Origin of the sequence: Chryseobacterium artocarpi (assembly GCF_001684975.1) — a bacterium.
Taxonomy (GTDB): Bacteria; Bacteroidota; Bacteroidia; order Flavobacteriales; family Weeksellaceae; genus Chryseobacterium; species Chryseobacterium artocarpi.
Window position 1 is genome coordinate 147,180 of the sequence record NZ_MAYH01000034.1, and the last position, 23,178, is coordinate 170,357.

General features: G+C 34.7%; 23 protein-coding genes. 7 read left to right on the top strand and 16 right to left on the bottom strand.

The window, feature by feature from the left end:
• Window positions 1-5 precede the first annotated feature (5 nt).
• The 10 genes from BBI01_RS12290 to BBI01_RS12335 all read right to left on the bottom strand — a co-directional run bounded on the left by BBI01_RS12290 (window position 6) and on the right by BBI01_RS12335 (window position 11,921).
• The gene (locus tag BBI01_RS12290; RefSeq protein ID WP_065394971.1) at window positions 6-1,082 is read right to left on the bottom strand and encodes a hypothetical protein; all 1,077 of its coding nucleotides are present in this window, start codon (window positions 1,080-1,082) and stop codon (window positions 6-8) included.
• A gap of 67 nt (window positions 1,083-1,149) precedes the next feature.
• Entirely contained in the window at window positions 1,150-2,325 is a 1,176-nt protein-coding gene (locus tag BBI01_RS12295) for an aspartate aminotransferase family protein (RefSeq protein WP_065395406.1), read from the bottom strand.
• 193 nt (window positions 2,326-2,518) lie between these two features.
• Window positions 2,519-4,261 (bottom strand): OstA-like protein, encoded by a 1,743-nt coding sequence (locus BBI01_RS12300; RefSeq protein ID WP_065394972.1) that lies wholly within the window; start codon window positions 4,259-4,261, stop codon window positions 2,519-2,521.
• Between the two features lie 3 nt (window positions 4,262-4,264).
• Window positions 4,265-4,738 carry a Fur family transcriptional regulator gene (locus BBI01_RS12305; protein WP_027374694.1) on the bottom strand — a complete coding sequence of 158 codons (474 nt, stop codon included), beginning with the start codon at window positions 4,736-4,738 and terminating at the stop codon, window positions 4,265-4,267.
• Between the two features lie 67 nt (window positions 4,739-4,805).
• Window positions 4,806-6,797 carry a KUP/HAK/KT family potassium transporter gene (locus BBI01_RS12310; protein ID WP_065394973.1) on the bottom strand — a complete coding sequence of 664 codons (1,992 nt, stop codon included), beginning with the start codon at window positions 6,795-6,797 and terminating at the stop codon, window positions 4,806-4,808.
• A gap of 116 nt (window positions 6,798-6,913) precedes the next feature.
• A complete protein-coding gene (locus BBI01_RS12315; RefSeq protein ID WP_065394974.1) occupies window positions 6,914-7,894 on the bottom strand; it encodes a pyruvate dehydrogenase complex E1 component subunit beta in 981 nt (326 codons plus the stop codon).
• Between the two features lie 284 nt (window positions 7,895-8,178).
• The gene (locus BBI01_RS12320; protein WP_065394975.1) at window positions 8,179-8,796 is read right to left on the bottom strand and encodes a DUF8845 family protein; all 618 of its coding nucleotides are present in this window, start codon (window positions 8,794-8,796) and stop codon (window positions 8,179-8,181) included.
• 1 nt (window position 8,797) lies between these two features.
• A complete protein-coding gene (locus tag BBI01_RS12325; RefSeq protein ID WP_065119651.1) occupies window positions 8,798-9,295 on the bottom strand; it encodes an RNA polymerase sigma factor in 498 nt (165 codons plus the stop codon).
• Between the two features lie 98 nt (window positions 9,296-9,393).
• Window positions 9,394-9,813, bottom strand: a complete 420-nt coding sequence (locus tag BBI01_RS12330) for a DUF2147 domain-containing protein (RefSeq protein ID WP_065394976.1) — start codon at window positions 9,811-9,813, stop codon at window positions 9,394-9,396.
• Between the two features lie 179 nt (window positions 9,814-9,992).
• Window positions 9,993-11,921, bottom strand: coding sequence for an LTA synthase family protein (locus tag BBI01_RS12335; RefSeq protein ID WP_065394977.1), 1,929 nt, complete (start codon window positions 11,919-11,921; stop codon window positions 9,993-9,995).
• An 89-nt stretch (window positions 11,922-12,010) separates the two neighbouring features.
• Here BBI01_RS12335 and BBI01_RS12340 point away from each other — a divergent pair, with 89 nt between their 5' ends.
• The 5 genes from BBI01_RS12340 (at window position 12,011) to BBI01_RS12360 (ending at window position 15,118) form a co-directional block, all read left to right on the top strand.
• Complete coding sequence (locus tag BBI01_RS12340; RefSeq protein WP_065394978.1) at window positions 12,011-12,724, top strand: CDP-alcohol phosphatidyltransferase family protein; 714 nt, start codon at window positions 12,011-12,013, stop codon at window positions 12,722-12,724.
• A gap of 51 nt (window positions 12,725-12,775) precedes the next feature.
• The gene (locus BBI01_RS12345) at window positions 12,776-13,540 is read left to right on the top strand and encodes a 3'-5' exonuclease (RefSeq protein WP_065394979.1); all 765 of its coding nucleotides are present in this window, start codon (window positions 12,776-12,778) and stop codon (window positions 13,538-13,540) included.
• A gap of 2 nt (window positions 13,541-13,542) precedes the next feature.
• A complete protein-coding gene (locus BBI01_RS12350) occupies window positions 13,543-13,941 on the top strand; it encodes a putative signal transducing protein (RefSeq protein WP_065394980.1) in 399 nt (132 codons plus the stop codon).
• A 74-nt stretch (window positions 13,942-14,015) separates the two neighbouring features.
• Window positions 14,016-14,621, top strand: a complete 606-nt coding sequence (locus BBI01_RS12355) for a fumarylacetoacetate hydrolase family protein (protein WP_065394981.1) — start codon at window positions 14,016-14,018, stop codon at window positions 14,619-14,621.
• Between the two features lie 59 nt (window positions 14,622-14,680).
• Window positions 14,681-15,118 (top strand): universal stress protein, encoded by a 438-nt coding sequence (locus BBI01_RS12360; protein WP_065394982.1) that lies wholly within the window; start codon window positions 14,681-14,683, stop codon window positions 15,116-15,118.
• A gap of 83 nt (window positions 15,119-15,201) precedes the next feature.
• On the opposite strand, the gene BBI01_RS12365 is transcribed toward BBI01_RS12360, so the two are convergent.
• Window positions 15,202-15,435 (bottom strand): DUF6341 family protein, encoded by a 234-nt coding sequence (locus tag BBI01_RS12365; protein WP_065394983.1) that lies wholly within the window; start codon window positions 15,433-15,435, stop codon window positions 15,202-15,204.
• Window positions 15,436-15,477: 42 nt separating this feature from the next.
• Here BBI01_RS12365 and BBI01_RS12370 point away from each other — a divergent pair, with 42 nt between their 5' ends.
• Both BBI01_RS12370 and BBI01_RS12375 read left to right on the top strand, forming a co-directional pair.
• On the top strand, window positions 15,478-16,383 hold the full coding sequence (locus tag BBI01_RS12370) for a DUF6427 family protein (RefSeq protein ID WP_065394984.1): 906 nt from the start codon (window positions 15,478-15,480) through the stop codon (window positions 16,381-16,383).
• Window positions 16,384-16,389: 6 nt separating this feature from the next.
• Entirely contained in the window at window positions 16,390-16,974 is a 585-nt protein-coding gene (locus BBI01_RS12375; RefSeq protein WP_065394985.1) for a DUF3109 family protein, read from the top strand.
• Window positions 16,975-17,123: 149 nt separating this feature from the next.
• Here the strand turns inward: BBI01_RS12375 and BBI01_RS12380 are convergent, their stop codons facing one another.
• The 5 genes from BBI01_RS12380 to BBI01_RS12400 form a co-directional block, all read right to left on the bottom strand.
• The gene (locus BBI01_RS12380) at window positions 17,124-17,810 is read right to left on the bottom strand and encodes a hypothetical protein (protein ID WP_065394986.1); all 687 of its coding nucleotides are present in this window, start codon (window positions 17,808-17,810) and stop codon (window positions 17,124-17,126) included.
• Between the two features lie 166 nt (window positions 17,811-17,976).
• The gene (locus BBI01_RS12385) at window positions 17,977-19,311 is read right to left on the bottom strand and encodes a trigger factor (protein WP_065394987.1); all 1,335 of its coding nucleotides are present in this window, start codon (window positions 19,309-19,311) and stop codon (window positions 17,977-17,979) included.
• 176 nt (window positions 19,312-19,487) lie between these two features.
• Window positions 19,488-20,039, bottom strand: a complete 552-nt coding sequence (locus tag BBI01_RS12390) for a hypothetical protein (RefSeq protein WP_065394988.1) — start codon at window positions 20,037-20,039, stop codon at window positions 19,488-19,490.
• Window positions 20,040-20,066: 27 nt separating this feature from the next.
• The gene (locus BBI01_RS12395) at window positions 20,067-22,451 is read right to left on the bottom strand and encodes a TonB-dependent receptor (RefSeq protein ID WP_065395407.1); all 2,385 of its coding nucleotides are present in this window, start codon (window positions 22,449-22,451) and stop codon (window positions 20,067-20,069) included.
• Between the two features lie 275 nt (window positions 22,452-22,726).
• The gene (locus BBI01_RS12400) at window positions 22,727-23,080 is read right to left on the bottom strand and encodes a hypothetical protein (protein WP_065394989.1); all 354 of its coding nucleotides are present in this window, start codon (window positions 23,078-23,080) and stop codon (window positions 22,727-22,729) included.
• Between the last annotated feature and the right edge of the window lie 98 nt (window positions 23,081-23,178).

Consider the following 23,178-nt stretch of genomic DNA (forward strand, 5'->3'; position numbering starts at 1 on the left):
TATATTTATTTTATGTAGTTTGCAAATATAGCTTTGATCTTTTCTTCAAAATCACCGATGTATACATCTGTATTTTCAGTTGTACCGTCAAAGTAAACAATGAAGAATTCTCCTTTTCCATTTACAGTTTTATAAACAATATCTCCGACCTTTTGTCCTGAATAGAATACTTCAGCCTTAGAATTTGCATTGATCTGAGCATCTGTAGGATCATTAATTGGAGCTAATGCCTCAACATTCATGCTATAAGTAATTTTCAGATTTCCTTCTCTTACATATCCTGACACTGCTTTAAAATCGTCCTTAGATGAAATGTTTGCATAGTCAGCGTGTTTTAAAGTAACGTTAGCTACAACTTCACCGCTAGGACCCTGAGGAGTTGCTGCAGCATATTTAAGCTGGAAATCTTTGCTTGAGTTTCTTTGCCATACGATATTCTGCGTCATTGGAGATGCATAAATCTGAACATTTGCACTGATTGGCATACTAAAGTTAGTACTATTATCAAAAGTAACATTTGATAAATTCATACTAAAGATCGTGTTATTGCTTCTTTTTAATGTAAGATTAAATGTTTTTGGAAGCCAGATTGTTTCAGAATTGTAACTTGTCTGAGTATCTGTGTAAGAAGTAAGTGTCAGTTCTCCATCAACAGCTGCCTGGTTTTGCACAGATGGGAATTTAAGAACAACAGCAGAGGCATTCGCTGTTTTAGTCCATGCACCTGTAGCATTGTCATAAGTATATGTTCCCAGTTTACTTGCAAATTGCAGTTTGTTATCAATCAAAACATCGCCGTATTGATTTTCAAAACTTTCTACAACATTGTTCAGATAGCTATCATCATACTCTTGTGCAGTATTATTAAACATCGTATACAAGATATACTTGGACAGATCTCCATCGTCCAATGTATTTAATTTGTCGTAAAAACCATTGATGGTTTTCTTAATGTTTTCTTTGTCTTGTGCTACTGAAGTTGTACGATTCTCTGATACAACATCATCGGAAGAACTTCCGCACGCTTGAATTCCAAGAATGGTAACTAATCCCATTCCTGCGAATAAAATAAATTTTTTCATGGTTATTTTTTTACGGTGCGAAAGTATATATTTTTTTTATTTATTCAAAGCGTTTAACTAAAAACACTTATTTATCATCTAAGATCTCTAAAATAATCTCACACCCTTTTCTTATCTCATCTTTGGAAATTGTCATTGGTGGGGAGATTCTCAGATATTCATTTCTGTAAAGCTGCCAGAAAACAATAAGTCCTTTTTCCATACATTTCTTAGCTACTTCCAATGTATATTCAGGTTCTCCAAGATTTACAGCAAGCATCAATCCTTTACCGTTGATATTTTTAATTTTCGGGTGAACCAGAAGTTCTCTGAACAATTTTTCTTTTTCTTCCACTTCATTCATTAAACCACTTTCCAAGACTTCTTTTAAAGTAGCATAACTGGCTGCAGCGATCAATGGGTTTCCTCCAAAAGTGGTAATATGCCCCAGCTTTGGTGAATGGGATAATGTTTCCATAATTTTACGAGAACTCATGAATGCTCCTACCGGAACTCCACCACCCATTCCTTTCCCCATAACAAGGATATCCGGAACGATACCAAAATGCTCAAAGGAGAATAGTTTTCCTGTTCTTCCGAATCCCGGTTGAATCTCGTCTAAGATTAAAAGTGCTCCTACTTCTTCACATCTTTTTTTCAACTTGATCAGATAATCCTGATCCGGAACTAAGAACCCTGCTGCTCCCTGAATGGTTTCCAGAATAACACAAGCTGTCTTCTCAGTAATTTTATCGAAATCATTTTCATTATTGAATTCAATAAAAGTGACCATCGGTAATAGCGGACGGAATTCTCTCTTATGATTTTCATTTCCAGAAACACTTAATGCACCGTGAGTATTCCCATGATAAGAATTTTTAAAGGAAACAATTTCTTCTCTTCCTGTATATCTTTTAGCCAGTTTTAAGCTTCCATCTATTGCCTCCGCTCCACTATTTACCAGATAAGTAACCTCCAAAGGTTCCGGAGTAGCTTCTGCCAGCAATTTACACAATGCAATAGGCTTTTCCTGGGCGTATTCACCGTACACCATTACATGAAGATATTTATCTGCCTGTTCTTTAATGGCGTTCACCACTTTTGGGTGTGAATGTCCCAATGTATTGGCAGAAACTCCTGCTACAAAATCAAGATATTTCTTTCCATCGGTGCCATAAATATAGCTCCCTTCTGCTTTTTCTACTTCAAAACCTGCGGCAAACTTAGTAGTCTGTGCCTGATATACATAAAAATCTTTGTGCATTTCCATCGTCTCAAAAAATTTAAGCAAAGCTATAAAAGATTCATCAAATGCCGAAATTATTGAATGAGAATAAAAGCCATCCTTAATAATTGAAGAGATTAATACTAAAAGGAAAATGGAAGGGCAAAAAAATGTTTTATTTCTAATAAAATTAATAGAATAAAAAACCGCTTTGGTAAAAGCGGTTCATATATTATTTTCTTACTCTTTTTGGTTTTTTGGCTTCTTCTTTTGCTTTTTCGTCATCAATCGTTTTCTGAGCCTGATCGAAGAGTTCATTATCTGCGGTATACTTTATTTCTTCGTTATTAGGACTGTCTACAAGGATATCCTGCCATTTCCTGATCCTGTCTTTTGTATTCCAGTTGAAATCCGGAAATTTTCTTCGTGAAGGTTCAATCTTACTCATCGGGTAGGTATCTGATACAGCCCCTATACTGCATGAAATGATCTGTAAAGCTTTTTCTTCAAATAAAGCGCCGATAATTCCACATGTTGAAAGCGTGATTCCTATTCTTTCAGGTTTTTTAGTTTCCTGGTCTGTATCATCTACATATACAATTGCCTGCGCATTTCCTACCACTCTTGCTTCTTTAATATCATTTCCTTGGTAATAAACGGTCATGAATTTTCCTTTTACCTGATTGAATTCATCTTTCAGGGTTAAAGAATCTACTTTACTGATTGCAAAGGCATTTCCAATAACTTTTAAGGAATCTATATTTTCATTTTTTGTATTAAAGTAAGCTTCTACTTTATCTCCTGTTACCTGCTTTTCTCCACTCCAAAGAATAGGGTTTGTAAACATATGCATTACTCCATCTGTTTCATTAAAAGCAATAGAGTCTGCTCTACCCTGTGCATTGGATTTGTATATCCTCGCTTTTTTATAGGCTCTTAAAAAGCTTTTCTTTACAGTGATATCTAAAGAATCTGGCTTTTGAAAGGAGATTATTTTTTCTGCTGCAAAATACGCTGTGTCTTTCTCCATGATTTTAACCGCGTAAGGATTTTTGGTCATCATTGAAGAGTCTTTTTTCTCAAAGATTTCACCGTATCCTCCTTTTATGTAGCGTCTTTCTTTTGGATCATCTAGCGTTACATTTCCGGTTGCTTTACCAAAGCCCGTAATCTGATTGAAATACATATCATCACCGGTAAGGATTTTATCATTATAAAAGATCTTGGAATTTTTATTCAGGAAAGCTTCTTTGGTTTCCATTCGGTAAGTTCCCCTTTCTGTATAAACCCTGTTTTTAGGATTTGCTCTATTGGTAATGGTGGTAGGACCAAAAAACTCAGCAACTTTTGTATTCTGGTTTTGCTTGATATTTACTCCTTCAATGATGTATTGCGCGTTATCTATCTTTACATTTCCAACGAAATCAATCATTTTAGTATCCAGGAAATAGGTTGCAGATTTTGTATACATCACATTCCCCTGAGTATCAGAGATGGTTCCTCCTGTATTAAAATATGCCTGGCTGGCAAGCTTATCATAATACAGAATTTCTGTTTTGATGGTTTGCTTAGGATCTGTAAGGACAACATTTTTTCGGGCAACACCTTTTTGGGTATTACCATCGTATTCCATTTCTCCTGCTGTAATGACAGAACCGTCAGCATTTTGCAGTCTTACGTTTCCGATTGCTTTAGCGAAGTTTTCTTCACTGTAAAGCACTACTTCATCTGCTGTAAGTATAGACCCTTTTTGTTCTATCTGAACATTCCCGATGAAATACTGGTTTCCATCATATTTTGCAGGGTCTTTGATAATTTTATCTGCATTGATTAGCTTTATTTTCTCCTCTGGTTTCAGCGGTTGTGATTTTGCCGGTGAAGTGTTCTGTAAGTACGGATCTCTCTTCACAGGGGTTTTATCCTGCGCCATGCTGAGCGTAGAAATAAAGATAAACAGAAAAAGGATTATTCTCATTAATTAATCATTCTTAGTGCCATAGAAATATAGCGAATGAGAATCAATTTTTACGCCAAATGCTTCTTCAATGGCTTCTTTGATTCCTTGAATTCTTGGGTCACAGAATTCAATAATTTCTTCAATTTCTTTATCAGAGTCTTTTTTGTAGATCACAAGGTGATCATGTTGTTTATCAAAATAAGACTTCTCATAAGATGAAGAGGTCAGGGTTTTTTCTCCAAACTGATGCTTACGGATCAATCCTGCATCAAGGAAAATTTCAATAGTGTTGTAAATAGTAGCCTTAGAAACATGATATTTCTTCTGCATCATGAGAAGATACAGATCATCAACATTAAAGTGATGATCCATATTATAAATCTCTTCTAGTATCGTATACCTTTCAGGAGTGTTTCTGAACCCTTTTTCTAATAAGTAGTTTCTTAAAACATCCTTGATCAAGGCTATATTTTTTTCTTTTTGTACTGTATCCATTAAAAAAATTATCTACAAATTTATTGATTTTTATTTAAATAGATAGTATGGTTAAATATCCTAACGCTTAAGAGTTGTGACGGAAATACCCGGATTGTTCGATTTTATTATCGTAAACTGTGAGCTCAGTGATAGGGGCAGATTCTACCTCAACGTTGTGAGAAGACACTCCCCAAGCCTTAAAGTCATCACTTCCGATATACTTCACGAAGTTATAAATATTAAGGGTAATCTTTTGTTTAACAGTTAAAAGTATATCGTTGATATAAGTATTATCTATAATTACATACTTCAAATCCGGTGGTATATTGTGAGCTCTCAGAGACGGATGGCTGCTTCTTGAAGGAATTGTTCCATCTGCCATAAGGTCTCTTAATACCATATTGAAATAATCGTTGATTCTTCGGTCTACTTTAAATCCGAGAAGGAAATTTATTTTATAAACAGTTCCTGGTAAAATCTCATCTACGGTATATTTGAATGTATATGGATCTTCCTGATTTACGATACTTAAAATAAAGTAATGATCGGCTCTTTTAGGCTGTTTTTTGATAATGGAATAGATAATTTTTGATTCTACTTCATCGTTTCTTTTTGCTCTGCTCAGATAAGCAAGGTTTGTGGCGTATTTTGGAATGGTTTCATCCAGTTTCATGTCTTTAAGGATTGAAATGTATTTATCAATCTTTACGTACTGGATAAAGTTTGCTTTAATTAACCTTCCGTTGTACCAAGCGTACATACATACAGCAATGAATCCTCCTAATACCATTGTCAACCAACCTCCGTCAACGAATTTAATTACGTTCGCATAGAAGAATCCTGATTCAAGGAACAGGTAAACGATGGCAAAACCAATGATAAATATTTTATTAACTCTTGTACGACTCAGCCAGAATAAAAGAAGAATGGTAGTCATTAGCATGGTAATGGTGATCGTAAGCCCATAGGCTGCTTCCATACTCTCTGATTTCTGGAAGAATATTACCACTACAAAACAGAATGCCATTAATCCCCAGTTAATTCTAGGAATATACATTTGTCCTTTGATCCCTGAAGGATATTCAATATGTTGATTAGGCCAGAAAGAGATAGACATTGCTTCTGAGAACATGGTGAATGATCCTGTAATTACAGCCTGACTGGCAATAATTGCAGCTGCAGTAGCCAAAATTACGCTTGGTAAAACTGCCCATTCCGGCATGATTCCAAAGAAAGGATTTACTCCGTTGTGTACCTGGTGATAGTTATCCAATAACCATGATCCTTGCCCTAAATAGTTCAGGATAAGCATTAGTTTAACGAATATCCAGCTGATTCTGATATTTTTTGCTCCACAGTGTCCTAAATCTGAGTATAAAGCTTCTGCTCCTGTTGTACAAAGGAAAACAGCTCCCATAATCACGATAGCACTTGATGAGTGGGTGATCAGATTATAGGCATACATCGGATTGAAAGCCCTGATAATTTCAATATGATCAAAAATATGCATTGATCCTGAAATTCCTAAAACCAGAAACCAGGTCACCATAATGGGTCCGAAAAACTTACCAATAGATGCTGTTCCGAACTGCTGTACAACAAAAATAATAAATAGAATGACTAAGGTGATGAGAACAACCGGTGTTTCGGGGTTATAGATCTTTAATCCTTCAATTGCCGACATTACGGTTAATGAGGGTGTAATGACACTATCTGCCACCAGTGTAGATGCTCCTATGATGGCGACTACATAGAGCCATTTTTTCTTGAGCTTTTTTACTAGTGAATATAACGCCAGAATTCCCCCTTCACCCTTGTTGTCTGCTCTAAGAGCAATGATCACATATTTAAGGGTGGTTTGAAGCGTCAATGTCCAGATGATACAGGATAATGCTCCCTCAATGTATTCATCAAACGGCATGGTAGCACCGTCTTTTCTTGCGTTCACAATCGCCTTCATTACGTAGAGCGGAGATGTTCCAATATCCCCGAAAACGATTCCCAGCGAAACAATAACGCCTACAAATGAAAGCTTCTTTAAGTCAAAGTGATGACCGCCTTCTGTAACTTCTGCCATATCAGCCAATTTATTTTTTTAAAAGCGCAAATTTATATCAATTTTATGACCCCAAGAATTTTTCTTCATGAATATAATAAATGAAAAAACTTCCTTTCGGAAGTTTTTCTCTATAATTATTTTACGTACATCGCTTTTTTGATTTCCTCTTTCACTTTTTCAAGCTTAGGGAACCATTCTGCAAATAATGCTGCAGAATAAGGTGCAGGTGCATCAGGAGTAGTAATTCTCTTGATTGGAGCATCTAAATAATCAAATGCTTTTTGCTGTACCATATAAGTAATTTCAGAAGATACAGATCCGAAAGGCCAAGCTTCTTCTAAGATCACTAATCTGTTTGTTTTCTTTACAGATGTTAAAATGGTATCGAAATCTAAAGGACGAACTGTTCTAAGGTCAATAACTTCTACAGAGATTCCTTCTTTCTCCATATCTTCCGCTGCCTGCATTGCCAGCTTCATGATTTTACCAAAAGAAACTAACGTAACGTCTTTACCTTCTCTCTTAATATCTGCTTTTCCGATTGGTAAATAGTACTCTTCTTCAGGAATTTCCATTTTATCACCATACATCTGCTCAGATTCCATGAAGATAACCGGGTCGTTATCCTGGATAGCTGTTTTCAATAATCCTTTTGCGTCATAAGGGTTTGAAGGTACAACAACTTTAAGCCCTGGACAGTTAGCGAACCAGTTTTCAAAAGCCTGAGAGTGTGTAGCTCCTAATTGTCCTGCAGAAGCAGTAGGTCCACGGAAAACGATTGGGCAGTTCCATTGTCCACCACTCATCTGACGGATTTTCGCCGCATTATTGATAATCTGATCAATCCCTACAAGAGAGAAATTGAATGTCATAAATTCTACGATAGGTCTGTTCCCATTCATTGCAGCTCCTACAGAGATCCCTGTAAACCCAAGTTCTGCAATCGGAGTATCGATCACTCTTTTTGGACCAAATTCATCCAGCATTCCTTTTGAAGCTTTATATGCACCATTATATTCTGCAACTTCCTCCCCCATCAGGTAAATGGATTCGTCTTTACGCATTTCCTCGCTCATTGCCTGCGCAATTACCTCACGAAAAGTATATTCTGCCATATTTTCTTGAAAAATTTAGACTACAAAAATAGTGTTTTTTTATTATACACATAATAAAAAGGCGTTTCATTTGAGTAAGATGCTTCAATATTATTAATAATTCAAAAAAGGATGTTTGAAGAGAAAGTGAGATATAAGCGGGAAGAAAGAAGTTATTGAGGTTTAGTGAACGACTGAAAATGTATTTTTATTTTCTTTTACTTCCTGTTTCAATATAAAACTCTAATATAATTTTCAAAAACGATATCTGCTGACTTCCTGCTTCCATCTCCCAGCTTCCTTTCTTAAATTGCTTTTTCCTCCTGAAGACTCAATTCTTTATAATTTTTCCTAAGGTCCTGTAAAATTTTCCCGTAGGTTCTATTATATATTTTATACAGAATGTAAAAACCAATCAAAACAATAATTCCGAAAATTATATAATTCGCTGTTCCTGGCATCATTGTATCAGGGTTGGTAGGTAGAGCTTTTACATCATAACTACTATTGTAACCATCCTTAAGCCCTGCCATAAAGTCTTTTGTATTATGATCAAAGTGAATAATACTATCCACCATTGTCAGCAGTAATGAAATACACGCATATCCTAAAATAAGTATTCTCAGATTTAAAATGCTTTTCATTAGCGTAATACTATTTTGCCCGGTTTTCATTTTACGGAACAGAAAAACAATTAATCCTGCAAAAACTAAAAACATTGTTATTCTGATATAAGGGAACTGCTTGTCAAGATATCCATATAAAGTCCATAACACAACTTCAATGGCACCGATCAGTAATAATGTTTTGGTGATAGAAACTGATTTATTCTTTATCATGTTATAAATTTCGTGGTCGGAATATTCTTTAAAATCTTCTGATTCCTTATTCCAGTCTTTTTTCAGTAATTCTAATTCGTCCATATTATTTTGTGTTTATTTTGGTTCTCAAATTATTTTTAGCTCTGTTCATCTTCACTCTTGCATTTCCTTCTGTGATTCCGAGGATTTCTCCTATTTCTTTATAAGGTTTATCTTCCAGATACATCATGATCAATGCTTTTTCCACATCAGACAGCTCGTAGATTGCCTTATACATCTTCTTCAGCTTATGCTCATCATCTTCATACTCCTCATATTCCATTTTAAGAGTGGAGATATCGACATCTACAGCTTGTGCATCCTTCTTTTGGGGCTTCCTGAATAAAGTGATCGCCGTATTTAAAGCAACCCGATACATCCAGGTAGAAAACTTTGAATCACCTTTAAATCCTGGAAATGACTTCCACAATTGTATGGTAATTTCCTGGAAAAGATCCTGATGATCCTCCATATTATCCGTATAAATCCTGCATATCTTATGGATAAGCTTTTGATTTGGCTTAAAGAATTCGATAAATGTTTTCTCCTGTTCAGTGCTCATATTCTATAAGTGGGGAGATTTTATTTTCGTTACATATTTTTATAAAAAAAATGACATTTCATTACGAAATGTCATTCAAAATTCTATTTAAACTTATATTAGTTGACTTTCTCCCAAACCTGGGTTCTTCCTAATAATGATAGTCCTAAATAACCTCTTACATTAAGCTTATCCCCGCTTTTTGTAATGGTACATTTATAAGTTTTACCTGTTTTAGGATCTGTGATATTTCCTCCAGTGAATTCATCGCCTTCTTTTTTCAGACCTCGGATGATTTCCAATCCTAAAACCGGTTTTCCTTTTCTGTCATCTTTACAAGCGCTACAGTTTGGATCCGCTGGTTTGATTAATAACTGAAAAACCTTACCGTAGTACTTTCCGTCCGATTTTTTAAATATTTCTACGATAGATTTCGCTTGTTTTGTTTCATCATCTATTGTTTTCCACTTTCCTTCAATCTGTGCAAAAGTAAGCACACTGAACAGAGAAAGTGAGAATGTTAGCATTAACTTTTTCATATTTCTTATAGTTTTAATTTTTATACAATATTCTTATCTATGTATTGATAAAAATATAAATTAATTTTCAACAAACAAAAACTTTTATTATACAAAGCATAAAGGCTATAAAAGAGAGAACAGTAATATTATAATACTACTTTTTTCTTTTTTTTCTCTTTTACAATTTTACCTTTTTACTAATAAAGCTTCCTGTTGATTACTCTATCCATATAATCCTGATACCAGGCTTTAGCAACCTGTTTTCCTTTTTCTACTTCAGGAGTCTTTACCTTATCTATCAGATTTTTTTCAAACCCTATATCTGATTGATCATAAACTCCCACAATTTCCTTGCCATCAAAACGATACATATAATTTCCAATAATAAACTGCTCTGTATTTCCATCGGAATTAACCATAATCTGCGGATATTGTTTATCACTCACTAAGCTTCTCCCCCAGCTTCTGATGGGTTTATTATAACCAATAAGATCTGCTAATGTAGGATAGATATCTATTTGTTGAGCAATTTCAGGATTTACTCCTTTAAGATTATATTCCGGGTTTGGAGAATAGAAAATTAGCGGAACGGCAAAACGGTTCATTCCTTTTTCATATTCTGGATAATAAATCTGATTGGTATGATCTCCTGTAAACACGAAAATGGTATTCTTGAACCAAGGTTGTTTTTTAGCAGTTTCAAAATATTCTTTAATAGCATAATCCGTATACTGTATCGGCTCGTGCATTTCCAATGGTCCTTTCTTAAATTTTCCTTTATATTTCTCAGGAATTTTAAACGGATGGTGAGAAGAAGCAGTAAACATGGTCGTCATAAAAGGTTGTTTCTTTCCGACATTTTTCGCAAAATACTGTAAGAATGGTTCATCCCAGATTGCCCACATTCCATCAAAGTCTTCATCGTGATTGTATTCTGTCTTCCCAAAATAGTGTTGAAATCCTAAAATATTTCCAAAACCAAGGAATCCCATGGAACCATTAGGTGCTCCATGATAAAAAGAAGTATCATATCCAAGATCATTACAAACAGAAACAATGGACTGAATTTTCTGATTGGAATACGGAGATCCCGTAAAAGCATCCGTAAGACTCGGAATTCCAGCCAAGACACTGCTCATCCCATGAATAGATTGTCTTCCATTCGCAAATGTATTAGGAAATATAAGACTCTGAGACGCCAAACTATCTATAAACGGTGTATAAGAAACGTAGTCTTTAATGTTTTTATCTTTATTAAAAGCTCCTGAATATTCTCTACCAAAAGATTCTACAATAAAAATAACAATATTAGGACGGTTTTCTACTTTTCTATCGTATTCTTTATAAGGTTGTACATTTTCTTCAATGTATTTTTCATCTACAAAATGAACCTCCTTAAAACTGTTAGTATTTAATGTTCTAAAGAAAGAGAATGTACTATTAAGAACCATATTTCCCTGTAATGGATTCGTCACAAAACGTGTTGCATCCACCATATTGATAGGTCTTGTGCTGTGTTTGAAATCTCCTCTGATTCCTCCTACAACCAAAACAGCCGTAATACATAAGGTAACAATGGATGAAAGGAAATAAGGAAGTAGTTTTGCAGGTTTTGCTTCTTCCACCTTTACTCTTTTATAAAGGAAAACCCACAATCCCATTAAAACAATAAACCAGATCAGTACAAAAGGATGCTCTCCAATAGAAATCGTCAGAGTTTGAGAAATGTTAGATTCATGTTCTGCAACCTGAAATACCGCAGAAGTAAGCCTTGCCTGAGAAAATTTATAATAAATAAAATCCCCGAAATTCATAGCATACGTCAAACCATTGGTGATAAAGTAAATCCAGAAAAGAACTTTCTGAAAACCTTTTTTCGTATTGATAACCAATGGAAGGAGACTGAGCAAAATAAACAATGCATTGACGTACAAAATTGCCGTTGTATCGAAAGCTGTCCCGTGATAAGCAAGCTTCAGATAATCTGAAACAGAATCTACCTTGATCAGGTCTTTATTAAAATACCAAAATAAAAGTCGCGCAATCTGATAAAAAACATAGGCTAAAAAAATTCTGTACAGCAATGCCAGAACTTCCTGTTTTCTAAATCCTTTTAAAAATTTCATGGGACAAATTTACACCAAAATCACTTTATTGCCTTTTTTAGTTCATATTATTTTGAGTTAGAATTTTTAAAAAGAGTAATTTTGTACTTATGGGTTTTATAAAGAATAATCTTGCCAATGCCTTGACTCTGGCTAATTTATTTGCCGGATGTATAGGTGCAATACATCTTATTTTAGGAGACTATCAAACTACGGCGATATGCCTTATCCTCTCCTCTATCTTCGATTTTTTTGACGGGTTTGTAGCCAGAGCCGTAAAATCAAACTCCAATCTGGGGCTTCAGCTGGATTCTCTTGCGGATATGGTAAGTTTTGGGCTGATCCCTGGGCTTACAATGTATAAAGCACTTGAGCCGTTCGGAGCAGAGCTTCTCGGAATTCATTTTCCTTTTGAGATTAAATATATAGGACTGATAGTTACTACTTTCTCTTGTCTGAGACTTGCTATTTTTAATCTTGATGAAGAACAGAGATATTACTTTAAAGGATTAAATACTCCTACCAACACTGTTTTACTGTTTGGATTATATTATGCTTTTAAAGAAACCGGAAGTTTCAGCTTCTTATTTGAAAACAGCCTGCTTTTGGTTATTCTAAGTCTTCTGACCTCATGGCTTCTAATCAGCCCCATAAAAATGATGGCTATGAAGTTTAAATCCAAAGCATTAAAAGACAACTATCCGAAAGTAGTATTACTTGTAGGAGGTATCGCTATTCTTGTAATCTTCCAGATTGTAGGAATTCCGATGCTTGTAATTTATTACATATTGGTATCACTTATTTTTCAAAGACAGCTCAAATAGAAGTCCAAAAAAAATCTTATTTAACACATTTTCAAATTATTAATCATCAACATGAACTTAAAACTCCATAAACCACTTTGTATATTTGATCTTGAAACAACAGGAACAAACATCGGAAAAGACAGAATTGTTGAAATCTGTATCTTAAAGGTAAACCCTGATGCATCCAGAGAAAGCAAAACATGGCGTGTTAATCCGGAAATGTCAATCCCAAAAGAAAGCAGTGAAATTCACGGGATCTACGATGAAGATGTAAAAGATTCCCCTACTTTCAGAGAGATTGCTCCTAAAGTAATGGAAATGATCACCGGTGCAGATTTGGGAGGTTTTAACTCCAACAGATTTGACGTTCCTCTTTTAGCAGAAGAATTATTGAGAGTGGAAATGGATTTTGATCTTAGCAAATTCAAATTGGTAGATGCACAGACCATCTTCCATAAAAAAGAACCGAGAAACCTTGGTGCTGCTTACCAGTTTTACTGTGGAAAAACGTTAGAAAATGCACACTCTGCGGAAGCTGATGTAATGGCAACATTCGAGGTATTGGATGCTCAGGTAGGTAAATATGACGATATTCCGAATGAGATCGCTCCTTTGAGTGAATTTACATTCCATAATAAGAATGCAGATCTTGCAGGATTTATTGGGTATAATGATAAGCAGGAAGAAGTTTTCAACTTCGGAAAATATAAAGGGCAAGGCGTAAAAGCTGTTTTCCAAAAGGATCTTGGCTATTTCGGATGGCTTCAGAATGCTGATTTCCCTTTATACACTAAGAAAGTCTTTACTAAAATTCAACTTTCAAGCAGATTTTAAAGATGTCCAGTCTGGTTCGTTTTAAATTTTATGAAACTGCCCTTGAAGCAAACAGGGACAAACAAATTCTGTCTGAAAACGGAATCAATAGTTTCATTGCGAATGAACAGCTTATTCAGTCGGATTGGCTGCTTTCTCAGGCTGTAGGCGGAATTCAGCTACAGGTTTTTGAAGAAGATCTCGAAAAAGCAGGTCAGGTACTTCAGGATTATAAAGATAACGAGCAATATTCACTGGAAGTGGATCATACCATTGAAGACCCTGAGTTTGATTTTGTATGTCCTAAATGTGGTTCCAATCATATTTACAGAGATGATAAAGCTACCAGTTTTTTTGGAATTTCATTCTTGACCAGTGATAAATTTATATGCTACTATTGTGGAAATGAATTTACTCATTAAGACCACCTGTACGCTTAAGAAATAAGGAAAAGAAAAAGGATTTTTAAATATATAGTAAATTAAAAAATAAAATTATGAAAATCATTTGCATAGGAAGAAATTACAGCGAACATGCTAAAGAATTAGGAAACGAAATTCCGGAGAACCCTGTTATTTTCATCAAACCGGATACAGCGGTTTTAAAAGGAAGTGATTTTTATATTCCTGAATTCTCCAAGGATATTCATTATGAACTTGAAGTAGTGATAAAGGTATCTAAAGGAGGAAAATACATTCAGAAGGAAACCGCTCACAAACATTATGAAGAACTGAGCTTAGGGATTGATTTCACAGCAAGGGATCTTCAAAGCGAATTAAAGTCGAAAGGACTTCCATGGGAGCTTTCCAAAGGATTTGACGGTTCTGCGGTAGTAGGAAATTTCTTCAAAAAGGATAAATACAATCTGGATAACCTGTCTTTTTCATTATTAAAAAACAAAGAAAAGGTTCAGGATGGCAACACAAAAGATATGTTGTTTAATATTGATGATATTATTGCTTTTGCCTCTCAGTATTTCACATTAAGAGTGGGTGACCTTATTTATACAGGAACTCCAAAAGGGGTTGGAAAAGTAGAGGAAAATGATATCCTTGAGGCTTATCTTGAAGATGAAAAAATCCTTGATATCCGAATATTATAAGTATTTAACATAAAAGTCTGGCAAATTTTTCATATCTTTAGGTAACAAAATGAAAGGTTATGATAAATATTGTATTACCCGTAGATTTTGGGGACAAAACAGACCAATTGGTAGACGGTGCCATAAAATTTGCAAAACAACTTAATGGTAGAATTTACCTGATCCACGTTGCACCTTCAGATATAGGCTTTGCGATTGGAGATATGGGATTTCAATATTTTCCGGAAGTGGAAGCCAATGAAATAAGAGAAGAATTGGTACAGCTTAATAAGATTGAACAGAGAATCATCAGTCATGATATCGATTGTGAACATCTTTTAAAGCAAGGATTAGCAAAGGAAACTATTCTCGAATTTGCCAAAGCAAAAAATGCTGATTATATCGTAATGGGATCACATGGTAGAAGTGGAATTTATGATGTATTCGTAGGAAGTCTTACCAAAGGACTTACGAAAAGTTCACATGTTCCTGTTTTGGTACTTCCAATTCACGACTAATTAAAAGAAAATTTTAATCGTTAGTAATAAAAAAGCCGATCAAATAAATTATTTGATCGGCTTTTTACTATATAACCAATTAATTAACCTTCTTTTTTGTAGATATTCGGATCATAGTAAGGATGCTTACCTTCCGTTGGAGAATAATAGTCTTTATCTTTATCACCACCTAATGTTACCACTAGCACGTAGCACCAGTAAGTGAATAGTACACAGCAAACTATAAATAGAATCCAGTTTAAAACATTACCAAAAGAATCAAAGAACCCGAAACTCGATTTGAAAACTTTGCTTAAGAATAGAAAGAAAGACGTCATTATTTTCCTTTTTTAAATTAACTTTGTACAAATTTATAAAAAATGTTTAAATTACTTTCAAAAGAAAGCAATATTTTTTCAATTCCTGTTTATATTGGTTTTCTTCTTTTAGTAGTAATTATATTTAACATACTGAATTTCAATACATATGAAGCAATTGTTGCCGGAATTACATTTCTGGGAATTGCTTTGGGATATTTTTGTTTTCACAGTATCGCTCTTAATTATCAGACCCATTTACCTTTATTTTTGTACACCCTATTTATTTTTGGGCTGTACCCGGGTAATCTTGATATAGGAATTGCTGTTTCATTACTTACAAATTCATTTCTGATTCTTCTTCTCACCAGTGCAGATGAAGACGTTAGAAAAAAATCATATGTATTGGTGGGAGCTATTGTTGCGCTGAACTTTATTTTCCTTCCTACTACCTGGCCTATGGCTGTTTTTGTAATCATTCACGTGATTGCTACTTCTGCTAAAATAGGTTTAAACCTTTTCAGATTTTTGTTGGGAATTATTTTAATTGCATTCAGCTATTTTTCTGTCATGTACTTCGTGCAGTTCACTTCATGGAATATTGATTATTTCCCTTTTGGAAAAATGAAACCGGTGACAGATTATACAGAAATGTTTCCGTTAATACCTGTGGTTCTTATGCTGATCTATGCAGTATACGATCACTTTCAAAATTATAACAAAAAAAGCCCTATCAGTAGATATAAGTATACATTTTTGCTTGTATTTTCTTTAGCCCAGCTTATTACCATCATTCTTTATATGAATACAAGCTACGACTATTTGCTTCTTTTAGCATTTCCTTCAAGTATTATTTTAAGCAGAATGATGAGATTTTTACCTAAATATTGGATGCAGGAAGCCGGTTTATGGCTTATTATCATCAGTTTACTTACCTTTAAAGTGGGTACAGTTTTTGATTTATTTTAAAAAATTATGATTCAGATAGACGATAAATTGATTTCTGAGGAAATCTTTTCCGAAGAATTTGTTTGTAACCTTACCAAGTGTAAGGGTGCATGTTGTGTGGAAGGAGATGTAGGAGCTCCTTTGGATAAAAATGAGCTTGAAATATTGGACGGTATTTTCGATAAAATTAAACCTTACCTTACTCAGGAAGGCATTAAAGCCCTGGAAGAGCAAGGAACATGGACTACTGATCCACACGACGGAATGTATGTAACTCCTATGGTGGAGAACCGCGAATGTGCTTATGTAACCTTTGACGATAAAGGAATTACAAAATGTGGTATTGAAAAAGCCTATGAAGATGGTGCTGTAGACTGGCAGAAGCCTATCTCATGCCATCTGTATCCTATTCGTGCTACAGAATACTCAGCATTCACCGCTTTGAATTATCATGAGTGGAACGTATGCAGCGACGCCTGTACTTTGGGAAAAGAGCTTCAGGTCCCTGTTTATAAGTTCTTAAAAACACCATTGACAAGAAAGTACGGTGAAGAATTTTATGCTGTTTTAAGTGAAGTAGCTGAAGAATGGAAGAGAGAATATGGTTCATAGATAACCTGAATAAAAACAAAAAGCCGGAATATTAATTTCCGGCTTTTTTATTGAAGTAAGAAACTACTATGAGTAGCTAGTCTTATAGAATTAATATGGAGATTTTATCTTTTATCTCCGTAGCTCAACGCTCAGGCTTCCTTACTTTATTATTTAAAATCAGCGTCCGTAACTCCAGAATTGAGCACAATTTTAGTTGTTTTGATATTTACTTTCTGTCCTGATCCTTCAGCCTCTACATCAGCAGGAAATTGTATTCCATCAACAGTCATATAGCTTTTTATAATTACTGTTCCTTCTCCTGCAATAGTTTTATATAAAAGTCCGGTAGCTGCATCAAAATAGAATTTTCCTTTACCTGATGAAAGTACATTATAGTCTTTACCATCTAATTTTTCTACATTTACATTGTCAAAAGTTGTTCCTTCAAATGCTAATGCATCCACAGGCTTTCCTTTTTTCATTTCGGCAATTTTATCTGCAGGAATATCTATTTTGGTTCCCATCTGATCAAAATATCCTTTCTCACCATCAAAAAGCTGAATCATCTGCTGTCCCATCAATGATTGTACGGACTTAAATTTATTTCCTAATCTTTTAGTTGACATGGTAATTTCCATTTTCTGAGCACTCATCGTGTTTTCAGTAATCATAGATTTCACACCATCTAATTTATCTTTACCACCTAGTGCTTTGAAATATTTGTCTATTACTTCGTTTGCTGTTAACTTTGACTTAGTAGCTTCTGTTTTTACAGAAGCGGCATCTTTCTTCTGAGCTACTGCCGGAACAGAAAAAAGTACGGCACAGAAAAATGGAATGATGATCTTTTTCATATATATAAAGTTTAGATAGTAAATATAGGAATATTGACGGACATACCTAAATGATGAATGATGAGGAATAAATAATAAGTAATAAATAACTTTTAAATAAAGGAATTTTAAAATAAAAAAACCGCCAAAAAATTGACGGTTTTCAAATATTTATATCTGTATATAATTATTTCTTAAGTTCTTCTAAAAATTCGTCGTGAGAAATTTTAGTTTCTTTTTTGCTAGCTTTTTCAAGAATAACATCCTTTAGTTTAGCCATAGCAACTTCAGAAGAGATTTGTCTTACTTGCTCCTGATCTTTCAACATTTCAACAGCATACTTTTGGATTTCTTCATCACCTAAGTGGTGGATTCCATAGATTGCTAATTGGTTTTTCACTAATTGCTCAGCTTGTGCCAATACATCAGCATAGTCAAGGTTGATTTCGTTATCAGTCATCAATTTACCTTCGATGATCTGGTATCTCAATTGGTTTTTCTCAGCTTCAAGGATTTCTTTAGCCTGATCTTCAGACTGGATGTTCTGGTTAGAGAACATTAACCATTTTACTAAGAAAGTTTCAGGAAGTGCTACTTCTTCTTTTTCAGTAACTTGCTCTAATACTTTATTCACAAAGTGAACGTCAGCATTCTGTTGGAAATACTCGTCTAATTCAGTTTTCACTTTATCTTTAAGCTCATCTTCAGACTTGATGTTTCCTTCTCCGTATACTTTGTCGAATAAATCTTGATTAAGCTCAGCTAAGTTTAATGAATAGAAGTCTTTTACTTTTACTTCTACTTCATTGTGGTGTAGGTGCTCTACTTCTTCTTTACTGAATCCTAATTCTTTAGCTAATTCTTCATCACCTGCAAGAGTTTCTTTAGTTACTTTTACAGAACCGTCCATTTTTAAAGCTTTTACTAATTTAAAAGCTTCTTTGTTTTCAGCTGTAACAGTAACGTTCTTTGGGTGGTGGTGGTGCTCTCCTTCAGCATCCTCTTCTACTACCTGAGAAACTTCTAAAGAAACGTAAGAATCTTTAGTGATTTTATCTTGAGGAACTTGCTCAGCGAAACGCTTCTGCATGTTTTCAATGCTCTTGCTGATTTCTTTGTCAGAAGCTTCTACTTTATAGTGAGGAGCTTCATATTTAGCTAAGTCTATAGTGAATGCAGGCTCATATCCTACTTCGAAAGCAACTGTTACCTGATCAGCGTTGTAATCTAATTCGTTTACTGGCTGAGGAATAGGCTGACCAACTAATCTTAACTTGTTTTCGTTAACATAGTTGTTCAAAGCATCAGAAACCTGTCTGTTGATTTCTTCAAATGCAATTCCTGCTTCATATTGTTTTTTAACCATACTCAAAGGCACTTTCCCTTTTCTGAATCCAGGAACTTGCGCATTTTTAGCATAATTAATCAATTGCTTTTCTACTTTTTCTTTGTAGTCAGATTTCTCCAATGTTACAGTAAGTAATGCACTTACATCATCATGGTTTTGTGCGGTAACCTTCATTATTGATTAAAATTTTAGGTTGCAAAAATATGAATTTTTTATGAAAATCACCCATTTAAAATCAACTAATACAGCCAAATATTGTTAAATAAAAAAACCACTGAAAAAATCAGTGGTTTACCAAATTTAATATGATGATATGTAGGTCCCTTTCCCGAAAGGACTTTCTTTTTTAATTAATGAAAATCTATAGCGATATCTACGTCACTTTCTCCTCCTACAGTGCTTCCAAGCTGGTTATCTGGTGAAGGCGAGTTATCATTTACAGCACTTGCTCCATGTACAAGAACAATCTGAACCTTACCGGCTGCAGCTGTTGCTACAGTCCATTCTGTTTTTAGCCCTAGCTTTTTGCCATCAGTTCTTACTACATCATCGGCAGCTCTTTTTACTTTTACGTCAGCTCCTGTAAATTTATAGGTAACAAAGTGCATATCCTTTTCCTCAATAATTTCTTCTGCATCATGATAATGGTCATCATGTTTAATCTGAAAATTAACATCTACTGCATAGGTAGCCCCCTGAGTTAAATGAAAATGATCTAAAGTCTGCCCGTTAGTAACCGTTACTTTCTGTGATTTTCCATCAGCTTTGTTCGTTAAAGTTACCACTACCTGTCCTACTTCTTCATGCTCATGAATATCTTCAGGAATATCATTCCCGTCACGACAAGAGAATAGTAAAACAGCTGCGAATAATAAAAGTGATATGTTGAATAATTTTTTCATTTTAATTTAAATTTTAAATAATAAGAGTTAAAAATTGTATTTAAGAGTAACCACAAAATTTCTTCCCGGTTCCGGCATATAATATCTTAGTCTGTTAAGATATTCCTTGTACTCTTTGTTAAAAATGTTGTTGATTCTGAAATTCAGATTCATGTTTTTAAATAGATCTGCACCAATAGATGCGTGAAATATTGAAAATCCGGCAGGAGGTGTACTGTAATCTATTATTTTAGTCACCCATTCGCCATCTTCTATCAATTGTACCGACTGATCCCTGATCGGGAAGCGGTTTTGTTTGAAAGAATTTTCATTTTCAAGTCTGATATAGAAATTGGACGGCTTATTCAGCTTAAATTCCAGTGAGTTTCTAAGGCTCATCGGCATCATCAGAATAAGAGGTTCATTATTGGTTAAATCATCTCCTCTCAATGCACTGAAGCCAGTTGTCCATTTCAGATTATCCGAAATACTAAGCTGTGCATCTGCATCTATTCCGTACATTCTGGCTTTCACCTGCTGATAAGTCCAAACAGCAAAAGTTCCTCTGCTTGTATTCTGAATTTCTGTAGGAATTTGATTGATAAAACTATCAGAGAATATTACATACGGATTGGCTTCTATCTGTAATCCTTTCAAAACATTGAAACGCCCTGTCAATGAAAGATTGGCATTATAAATCTCTTCTTTTTTGATTCTCAAATCTCCTTTTTCAATGATTGCGGCAGAATGGTGAAGCCCGTCTGCAAATAATTCTGCAGGGTTCGGTGTTCTGCTCATTCTTGAAAAATTAAATTTGATATCAAAGTCTTTGGATGGATTATAGTTCAACCCAACATTTGCTGAAAAATTATGATAATCAAAAATAGGACGTGATAAAGTTCTGCTTCCGCTTTCCGCTATATAAAATTGAGGGAAAACATCTGCATATTTATCATTCCAATCTTTGGAATCATAATATTTGTAGGAGTCATATCTGCTGAAATCATATCTTACACCGGCTTCAGCATTCAATCTTGGACTAAAACGGTATTTAAATACAGAAAAAGCTCCTGCATCATAACGGTAATAATCCGGAATCAAACGTCTGACTTCTGTTGCCGGGTTGGGATAATTATCCTGAAAACCTGCTGAAATTCCACTTTCAAGGCTCCATTTTGAACGTTCGATAAGATGGGTAAGACTTGCTGAATGGCTAATCAGCCTTAAATCCATAGAAGGGGTATCTTTAAGACTTCCTTTTCTGATATCATATTCTCTACGTTTGTTCAACTGGAAACTGTATTGAAAAGTAATTTTTCCAAAATCTGCAAAGCGTTTATAGGCTGAAATTTTAGCAATATGGTGTTCTACTTTCTGCTTAGGATATCCAATATCATAACTAAAATCATCAAGGAAATAAGGCTGTCCCAGATGCATTGCACGATAGATATCTGCACTATTTCCAAGGTGAGCTCCTCTATAGATACCGAATTCCTGATTAATTCCGCTGTAAGAAACATCAAACCCCTGCATAAACCCGTGATTCCCGAATGAAAAGTTGAATGAATTCACCTCTGCTCCGGTATTTTGAAGAGTATGGTGCGGAATATAGATATCTCCTAGTTTTTTATAGCTTCCTCCTGCTTTTACAAACCACTCGTTTTCCCATGATTTTAATGCATTTGCTGAAATCTCGCCTCCTCTTCCGTTAGAAATTCCTGAAAGCTTAATATTTCCCATCAGTGTATCTTTCTTTGGAGGAATTGCAGGTTCCAGAAGTACAACTCCTGCTACTCCGTCGTTTCCATATTTCAGTGCGGATGCTCCTTTAATTACATCGATATGCTCAAAGTCATTCACATCCACATTGGGTGCATGCTCTGCTCCCCATTCCTGTTCTGCCAGCTTCACACCGTTATTCATAATGGATATACGGCTTCCATAAAGACCGTGAATAACAGGTTTTGTAATATTATTTCCTGTTTTTAATACGGCAACTCCTGAAATTTTAGCAAGAATATTTCCAAGGTTTTCTGTAGAATTCCTTTCAATATCTGTTTTATCCAAAGTTTTCATCATTACGGAACCTTTATTTTTATGGCTTCCGTGTAAGGTGATGGTTTCAATGTCACCTGCGTGATGTTCAAGGGTAATGCTGATGTGAAGATCCTTATCAACTCCTATATTTTCAGTATAATCATTGCAATCAGGATGTTTGGCAATGAGTGTATACTTCCCTGCAGGGATTTTATTGAAGGAAAACGTTCCTTTTTTATCTGTTTTCACTGTAAAGTTCCCGATTTTAACCACCGCATTTTCAAGCATGGTCTTATCATGAAAATCCTGAACGGTTCCCTGTACAGTGTAAGTTTTCTGTGCACTTGTAAATACTGATCCACAAAAGATCAGCAGCAGGCAATATATCAATTTCATTGTAAATAGATTGATGGTATACCCTTTTATAGAAGGGTACATTTTTCGTTAAAAATTGTTGAATGGGCGAAAACTTCTTTGTACAATATATAATGGACAATAAGAAATTTATGAATGAACACTAAGCGAGAAGTTAAAATATTTAAACAGGTAAGTAACCGGATATTTCCTCATTACAAACTGATCATTGTTTTTCAACAACTTTAAATATTAAACTTCAAGTTTTGAACATTAAACTCTATGGTATAGAGCTAAACCCAATAAGAATATATTGATTATGAAATTGCGGGTGGTCCGCGAAGTTGAAAAGTGAATTTGGTCTGAGACCAAATTTTCTCCTGAATGGCAATGATTTGCTCTACTTCGTGCGTATAATGCTCAAAGCTAAAGCTGAACTCTTCAGGAGCCAATGTATGCCCGGTAGCCAAGAAATGACAAGCCAGACAGTCGCCAGCTTTCTCTTTAGGTGTAGCTTTCGTCATTGAATTTTCGACTTTCTTAATGTTGAATGCTTTAAAAAAATCTGCTGATTCGTGATGGTGAAAGCTTTGAGAAAGCAGCGCGAGGAAATACACTCCAAACAATAGCCTGGAGATAAACCTTTTTAAGTTTCTGCTTTCTTTAATCATTTTTCAAAATTAGGAAAATAATTTAATTTTTAGCCTAAACTTCCATTAAATTACTTTTACGATTTGCTAACAATACGTCGAAACATCTAAATATTTGT